This window comes from Stenotrophomonas sp. YJH_SMC_10 (assembly GCF_059371555.1).
In genome coordinates this window covers 147,712-155,063 of record NZ_JCAFUS010000011.1, presented here as the reverse complement: position 1 = coordinate 155,063, position 7,352 = coordinate 147,712, and the positions used below count along the sequence as shown (strand labels likewise).

Sequence of the window (7,352 nt, the reverse complement as noted above, 5' to 3'; positions counted from 1 at the left end):
TTACGCTGGCCTGAAGGCCAAGGGCAAAGCGAGCAAGGTGGCGCTCGTGGCGGTCATGCGCAAAATGCTGGTGATCCTAAACGCCCGTAAGCGGGACGCCGAGGTGGCCCTCGGCTGCCCCTGACAAGACAGTTGCTACTGGGTGCTGCTTCTGCCTTTGACGTTGGGTCCGCCTTTTAGCGAGCCGAGCATCGCAGGGGAATCAGGGGCGTAGAGGCGCCGGTGTCTGAGCGCAGCGAGTTCGGCGCCGTCCCCTGATTCGCCGAGAAGCGCAGGGAACCGTCGCGTAGCGACGGCTCGCGCTCTGGCGGCGTGTTTCTTTGGTTACTTTCTTTGCACGAGCAAAGAAAGTGACACCTCTCCACGGTCGCGGAAATGATCCGCCGGGCAGCGCCCGGCGCTACCCGTGCGTCGGCGCACGCCGCTACAGCCACCCCTTCTGCCGCGCCAGCCGGTACGCCTCGATCCGGTTGGCCACGCCCAGCTTGCCGATGCACTCGGACAGGTAATTGCGCACCGTACCGTGCGACAAGCCCAGCTGCTCGGCGATCTCGCTGGCGGTACGGCCCTCGCCCGCCAGCCGCAGCACACGGCGCTCGCGGTCGGTCAGCGGATCGGCCTGTGACCATGCATCCAGCGCCAGCTGCGGGTCGATCGCACGGATGCCCTGCTTCACCTTGCGCAGTGCATCGGCCAGGTTCTCGGCCGGTGCATCCTTCAGCAGGTAGCCCAGCACGCCGGCTTCCAGCGCGCGGCGCAGGAAGCCGGCGCGGGCGAAGGTGGTCACGATCACCACCTTGATCGGCAGCTCGTGGCGCGCGATGCGCTGGGCAAGCTCCAGCCCGGACAGGCCGGGCATCTCGATGTCGGTCACCAAGATGTCCGGCTGCAACTGCTGCAGCATGCGCCACGCGGTTTCGCCGTCGGCGGCGCTGCCCAGCACTTCGATATCCGGCTCCAGGCCCAGCAGCGCCGACAGTGCGCCGCGTACCATCGCCTGGTCCTCGGCCAGCAGGATGCGGATCATGCGGCACCGTCCTGTGCCAGCGACGGCGGCGTTCCCGGCGGCAACGGTGTGGTCGCGGCAGCCAGTGGCACGCGCACGGTCAGTCGCGTGCCCTCGCCCCTTGCGGACTGTACCTGCAGGCTGCCCCCCAGGGCGGCCACGCGTTCGCGCATGCCGCTCAGCCCGTTGCCCTCGGCCTGCACACCGCCACGGCCATCGTCGCGGATCTGCATCGCCAGCATGCGTCCCTCCAGCATGAACTCCACCCGTGCCTGTGTCGCCTGTGCATGGCGCACGATATTGGTTGCGGCCTCGCGCAGCACCAGCGCCAGACCGCGTTCGACATCCACCGGCATCGCCGGTGGTGGTGCGTATTGAAGGTGGACCTGCTGGCATTCCAGCAGCAGCCGCGCCGACGCCAGCTCACCGGCCAGGTCGCTGGCGCGGATGCCGGTGACCGCGCTGCGGACCTGTGCCAGCGCTTCGCGGGCGATGGCCTCGGCCTCGCCGATCTCCAGCCGCGCGCGCGCGTCGCCGCGGTCGTGCAGCTTGCGTGCCAGCTCCAGCTTCAACGTGATCAGCGACAGGGTGTGGCCGAGCAGGTCATGCAGGTCGCGGCCGATGCGTTCGCGCTCGGCCGTGGCCGCCAGCCGCCGCACCTCGTCCTGCGACAGCTGCAGTGCCGCATCCTTCTGCTGGTTGAGCGCTTCCACGTTCACGACCAGCCCCACGATATAGGACACGGCCGGGATCCAGACCAGGCTCTGCCATGGGTACTGGAACAGCAGCGCGAGGCTGCAGAACAGCAGATTCAGGCCAGTGAGCTGCAGCAGATACTGCCACCAGCCACCGCGTCCGCTCACCCGCAGCAGCACGCAGCCGAACACGAAGTAGGTCAGCCCGGACGGGTACCAGGGCAGCAGCACCAGCGACATCGCGATCAGGCCCAGTGCATAGCGCGGAGCGTGATGGCGCGGCGCCACCATCACCTTGGCGTACAGCAGCAGGAACACCGGATAGCTGGCCAGCGTCAGCAGCAGCCAGCGCAGGGTGAAGCCGTGGCCAAGCAAGGGCGTCAGGAAGATCCACACCGACCACAGCAGGTGGATTGCCTCGCTCCAGGGCGATTTTCCCCGGCGCAGCGTATCGGCCACCGCCGAGTCCGGCGCGGGGCGCAGCAGCGAGGCAAGCCATGTCGAGGGCACGGGCGGTTCCAGGCGGGGACGATCGCCGCCGATCATGCCAGTTCAGCTGCCTGCGCGCAGGCGCCGGTGCCGGCCGGGCGGCACCGGCGCAACCGGGCGCAGATCACGGTACGCTTGGCGGCGCCGCTGCGGCGGGCCGGCAATGGGGCGATCGGATCCATGGGCAGTACCGGTAGCGGGAACGTTGCCATCCTGTACCGCCGTGGTCACATTTCGCAGTTGCCGCCGTCAGTGTCATCGGGTGACAGCTGTCACTGCCGTCATCGCTGTGCCTGCCGTCATGCTGTGCCGCACGCTCCACCGCCGGAACCGCCGCCGTCCGCCCTTCCGGCCACACCCGCCCGAACGCCTGTGATGGAACGAATGAACGCTTCTGCCGAGCTGTTGAAGGAACTCCGTATCGACCGCAAGTCGCCGCCGCCGGCCTCCGGGGGCAATGGTGGTGGCCGCCGCTGGCTGTGGATCGCGATCATCGTGGTCGTGCTGCTGCTTGCTGCCGCAGTGGCCTTCGTGTTCGGCCGCGCGCCGGCCGTGGAGGTGGAAACCGCGCCGGCGGTGGCCATCCAGCAGGGCAGCGCCAGCAGCTCGGTGCTCGACGCCAGTGGCTACGTGGTCGCCCGGCGCATGGCCACGGTATCGGCCAAGATCACCGGCAAGGTGCGCGAGGTGATGATCGAAGAAGGCATGCGGGTCGAGGCTGGCCAGGTGATGGCGACGCTGGACCCGATCGATGCCGACGCGCAGCGCAGCCTGTACGCCTCGCAGCTGCAGGCCGCACGCAGCCAGGTCGCCGGGCTGCAGGCGCAGCAGAGGCAGGCCGCCGCCGAAGCCAGCCGCCTGCAGGCGCTGGTCGGCCAGCAGCTGGTGTCACGCTCGCAGTACGACCAGGCCGTGGCCCAGCGCGACAGCCTGCGCGCGCAGCTGGATACCGCGCAGCGCAACGTCAAGGTCGCCCAGGACCAGCTGGCCATCGCCGACCTTGGCGTGGACAACAACGTGGTACGCGCGCCGTTCTCCGGCGTGGTCACCGCCAAGGCGGCGCAGCCGGGTGAAATCGTCTCGCCGCTGTCGGCGGGCGGTGGTTTCACCCGCACCGGCATCGGCACCATCGTCGACATGGACTCGCTGGAGATCGAAGTCGAGGTCGGCGAGGCCTTCATCGGCCGCGTGCAGCCGAAGATGCCGGTGGAAGCCATCCTCAACGCCTACCCGGAATGGAAGATTCCCGGCGAGGTGATCGCCATCATCCCCACCGCCGACCGCGGCAAGGCCACGGTGAAGGTCCGCGTGGCGCTGAAGGTGAAGGACCCGCGCATCGTGCCGGAGATGGGCGTGCGCGTCAGCTTCCTGGAACAGGCGCAGCCGCAGGCCGCGGCCAAGCCGCAGGGCGTGCGCGTGCCGGGCGGCGCCGTGGTGCAGCGCGACGGCGCCTCGGTGGCGTTCGTGCTGGGTGACGAGAACCGCGTGCAGCAGCGCACGGTCGAGGCTGGCCAGGCGATGGGCAAGGACCGCCAGATCCTCAAGGGCGTGAGCGCCGGCGAATCGGTGGTGGTGAACCCGCCGGACACCCTGCGCGATGGCGCCAAGGTGCAACAGAAACAAGCGCAGTAACGGCCTGGCGCCCGTGGGCGCCGCCGGCAGCACCGCTCGACGCTCGCCCGCGGCCATCGCGGGTGCGCTTCCCCGTTTCCCGCCTTCCGTGGAGAACCACCCATGTCGACCCTGGTTTCACTGCGCAACATCACCAAGACCTACCAGCGTGGCCCCGAGAAAGTGCAGGTGCTGCACGGCATCGACCTGGACATCGCCAGCGGCGACTTCGTCGCGCTGATGGGCCCGTCCGGCTCGGGCAAGACCACCCTGCTCAACCTGATCGGCGGCCTGGACAACCCCAGTGGCGGCGAGATCAGCATCGAGGGCGAGCGCATCGACCAGATGAGCGGCGGCCAGCTGTCGACCTGGCGCAGCCACCATGTCGGCTTCGTGTTCCAGTTCTACAACCTGATGCCGATGCTGACCGCGCAGAAGAACGTGGAACTGCCGCTGCTGCTGACCCACCTCAATGCCGCTCAGCGCCGCCGCAATGCCGAGATCGCGCTGACCCTGGTCGGCCTGGCCGACCGCCGCAGCCACCGCCCGAATGAGCTGTCCGGCGGCCAGCAGCAGCGCGTGGCGATCGCCCGCGCGATCGTCTCCGACCCGACCTTCCTGATCTGCGACGAACCCACCGGCGACCTCGACCGCCAGTCCGCCGAGGAGATCCTCGGCCTGCTGCAGCAGCTCAACCGCGAGCACGGCAAGACCATTATCATGGTCACCCATGACCCGAAGGCTGCCGAGTACGCCACCCACACGGTGCACCTGGACAAGGGCGAGCTGGCCGACGCGCCGCTGGCCCACTGACGGAGGGCACGGCGATGAAATACTTCTCGTTGGTGTGGGCACAGCTGTTCCGCAGCCGCACCCGTACCCTGCTGACCCTGCTTTCGGTGGTGGCCGCGTTCCTGCTGTTCGGCATGCTCGATTCAGTGCGCGTGGCGTTCTCGTCCGGTGGCAGCGTGGAAGGGGCCAACCGCCTGGTGGTCGCTTCTCGGCTGTCGATCACCCAGTCGCTGCCGATCCGCCTGGAAACCCAGGTGCGCCAGGTCGCCGGCGTGCGCGACGTGGCCTATGGCATGTGGTTCGGCGGCATCTACCAGGACCCGAAGAACTTCTTCCCGAATTTCTCGGTGTCGCCCAACTACTTCGACGTCTACCGCGAACTGCAGATCGACCCGGCGCAGCTGGAAGACTGGAAGCAGACCCGTACCGGCGCCATCGTGGGCGAGACCCTGGCCAAGCAGTTCGGCTGGAAGATCGGCGATACCATCCCGCTGCAGGCCACGATCTTCCCGCGCGGCGGCAGCAACGACTGGCCGTTGGTGCTGAAGGGCATCTACCGCTCCAAGGACCGTGCGCTGGCCGCCAACGAAGAGCGCCAGCTGATGATGAACTGGAAGTACTTCGATGAATCCAACGACTACATCAAGAACCAGGTGAGCTGGTACACGGTGACGCTGGACAACCCGGACCACTCTTCGCGGGTGGCTCAGGCCATCGATGCGATCTCGGCCAACTCCGACCACGAGACCAAGACCCAGACCGAATCGGCGTTCCAGCAGGCCTTCGTCAAGCAGTTCGCGGACATCGGCATGATCGTCACGTCGATCATGGGCGCGGTGTTCTTCACCCTGCTGCTGCTGACCGGCAACACCATGGCGCAGGCGGTGCGCGAGCGCGTGCCGGAGCTGGCCACGCTGAAGACGCTGGGCTTCAAGGACAGCACCGTGCTGACCCTGGTGATGGTGGAGTCGGTGCTGTTGATCGGCCTGGGCGGCCTGATCGGCATGGGCCTGGCCGCGCTGATCCTGCCGGCGATCGGGCCGAAGAGCATGGGCATGCTGCCGCCGCACGTACCGACGCCGACCTGGCTGATGGGGCTGGGCCTGATCGTGGTGATCGGCATCATCGTCGGCCTGTTGCCGGCGCTGCGTGCCAAGCGCCTGAAGATCGTCGACGCACTGGCCGGCCGCTGAGGAGGACACCGACATGTTCAAGAGCAAACTCAAGAAGTGGCTGGGCAACGGCGTGACGGTGCTGCTGCTGGCGGTCGGCCTGGTGCTGTGGATCGGCCTGCCGTGGATCGGCGTGCTGGCCGTGGCCGTGCTGGTGGCGCTGTGGCTGCTGCTGACCCGCGGTGGACGGCTGGCGCTGGCCGCCACCCGCATCGGCGTGGCCAGCCTGCCGCAGCGCTGGGGCGCGTCCTCGGTGATCGTGGTCGGCATCGCCGGCGTGGTCGGCGTACTGGTGGCGATGCTGGCGATGGGCGAAGGCTTCCAGGCCACGCTCAACAACACCGGCGATGACACCACCGCCATCGTGCTGCGCGGGGGCTCGCAGGCCGAGACCAACTCGGTGATCACCCGCGAGCAGGTGCCGATGCTGTCCACCCTGCCCGGCATCAGCCGCGATGCGCAGGGCCGGCCGTTGCTGTCGCCCGAATTGTCGCAGGTGGTCAATCTGGTGTCGAAGTCCGATGGCACCGACGTCAACGCGCAGTTCCGCGGCGTCGGCCCGCAGGCGTGGGCGGTGCATGACAAGGTCAAGATCGTTGAGGGCCGCAAGTTCGCCACTGGCCTGCGCGAGATCGTGGTCGGCCAGGGCGCCAAGGGCCAGTTCCGCGACATGGAGGTCGGCAGGACGCTGACGCTGGGCAATCAGACCTGGACCGTGGTCGGCACATTCGCCACCGGCGATGCGCATGATTCGGAACTGTGGACCGACGCCGATACGCTGGCCACCACCTACCAGCGCAGCGCCTGGCAGTCGATCAGCGTGCGCACCGAGGGCAAGGCTGGCTTCGAGCAGTTCAAGGCCGCCGTCGCCGCCGACCCGCGCCTGAAACTGGACGTGGAAACCACCCGCGTCTACTACAGCAAGCAGGGCGGCGGGCTGACCAAGCTGATCGACATCCTCGGCAAGGTGATCGGCACGATCATGGCGGTGGGTGCGGTGTTCGGCGCGCTCAACACCATGTATGCGGCCGTGGCCACGCGCGCCCGCGAAATCGCCACCATGCGTGCGATCGGCTTCCGCGGCCTGCCGGTGGTGACGGCAGTGATGCTGGAGACGATGCTGCTGGCGCTGCTCGGTGGCCTGCTCGGCTGTGCGGTGGCGTGGCTGCTGTTCAACGGCTACAGCGTGTCCACCATCGGCAGCAACTTCAGCGCAGTGGTGTTCAAGTTCCACGTGTCGCCGGAACTGCTGTGGACCGGCCTGAAATGGGCACTGGGCATCGGCCTGGTCGGCGGCCTGTTCCCGGCACTGCGCGCGGCACGTTTGCCGATCACCACGGCGCTGCGCGAAACCTGAGCCCCCGGCTTCCCAGCGGCACACCCGCAAGGACGGAGCGAAGGCTCCGTCCTTTTTTCTGTCATGCGTCTGTGGATTGTTGGACGCGATTCATCTTGGCGGCACGCTGCCGGACCATCGCCCATGGAAACCCTCTAGAATCGCGCGCCCATCATCTGTATCCGCGTTCCCACCACGGTCATCTCTCTCCTGGCCATGGCTGGAAGCAGAACGGCGCCTTTCGGGGCGCC

6 protein-coding genes and 1 pseudogene are annotated in these 7,352 nt (G+C 68.0%); 5 read left to right on the top strand and 2 right to left on the bottom strand.

Features of this window, described 5'->3' with window-relative positions:
* Nucleotides 1-124 (top strand): annotated as a pseudogene (locus AC5P9C_RS15205) (IS110 family transposase); the annotation flags it as partial.
* A gap of 300 nt (nt 125-424) precedes the next feature.
* On the opposite strand, the gene AC5P9C_RS15200 reads toward AC5P9C_RS15205, so the two are convergent.
* Both AC5P9C_RS15200 and AC5P9C_RS15195 read right to left on the bottom strand, forming a co-directional pair.
* A complete protein-coding gene (locus AC5P9C_RS15200; RefSeq protein ID WP_014645643.1) occupies nt 425-1,027 on the bottom strand; it encodes a response regulator transcription factor in 603 nt (200 codons plus the stop codon).
* Nucleotides 1,024-2,247, bottom strand: a complete 1,224-nt coding sequence (locus AC5P9C_RS15195) for a sensor histidine kinase (protein ID WP_154329902.1) — start codon at nt 2,245-2,247, stop codon at nt 1,024-1,026. Before AC5P9C_RS15195 ends, AC5P9C_RS15200 begins: the two co-directional genes overlap by 4 nt.
* A gap of 327 nt (nt 2,248-2,574) precedes the next feature.
* On the opposite strand from AC5P9C_RS15195, the gene AC5P9C_RS15190 reads away from it, so the two are divergent.
* The 4 genes from AC5P9C_RS15190 (at nt 2,575) to AC5P9C_RS15175 (ending at nt 7,122) form a co-directional block, all read left to right on the top strand.
* The gene (locus tag AC5P9C_RS15190) at nt 2,575-3,822 is read left to right on the top strand and encodes an efflux RND transporter periplasmic adaptor subunit (RefSeq protein ID WP_103283161.1); all 1,248 of its coding nucleotides are present in this window, start codon (nt 2,575-2,577) and stop codon (nt 3,820-3,822) included.
* Between the two features lie 102 nt (nt 3,823-3,924).
* Nucleotides 3,925-4,614, top strand: coding sequence for an ABC transporter ATP-binding protein (locus tag AC5P9C_RS15185; RefSeq protein WP_004137569.1), 690 nt, complete (start codon nt 3,925-3,927; stop codon nt 4,612-4,614).
* A 14-nt stretch (nt 4,615-4,628) separates the two neighbouring features.
* A complete protein-coding gene (locus AC5P9C_RS15180) occupies nt 4,629-5,786 on the top strand; it encodes an ABC transporter permease (protein ID WP_053506795.1) in 1,158 nt (385 codons plus the stop codon).
* Nucleotides 5,787-5,799: 13 nt separating this feature from the next.
* Nucleotides 5,800-7,122: an ABC transporter permease gene (locus AC5P9C_RS15175; RefSeq protein WP_064237484.1), complete on the top strand. Its 1,323-nt coding sequence runs from the start codon at nt 5,800-5,802 to the stop codon at nt 7,120-7,122.
* The last annotated feature ends 230 nt before the right edge of the window (nt 7,123-7,352 follow it).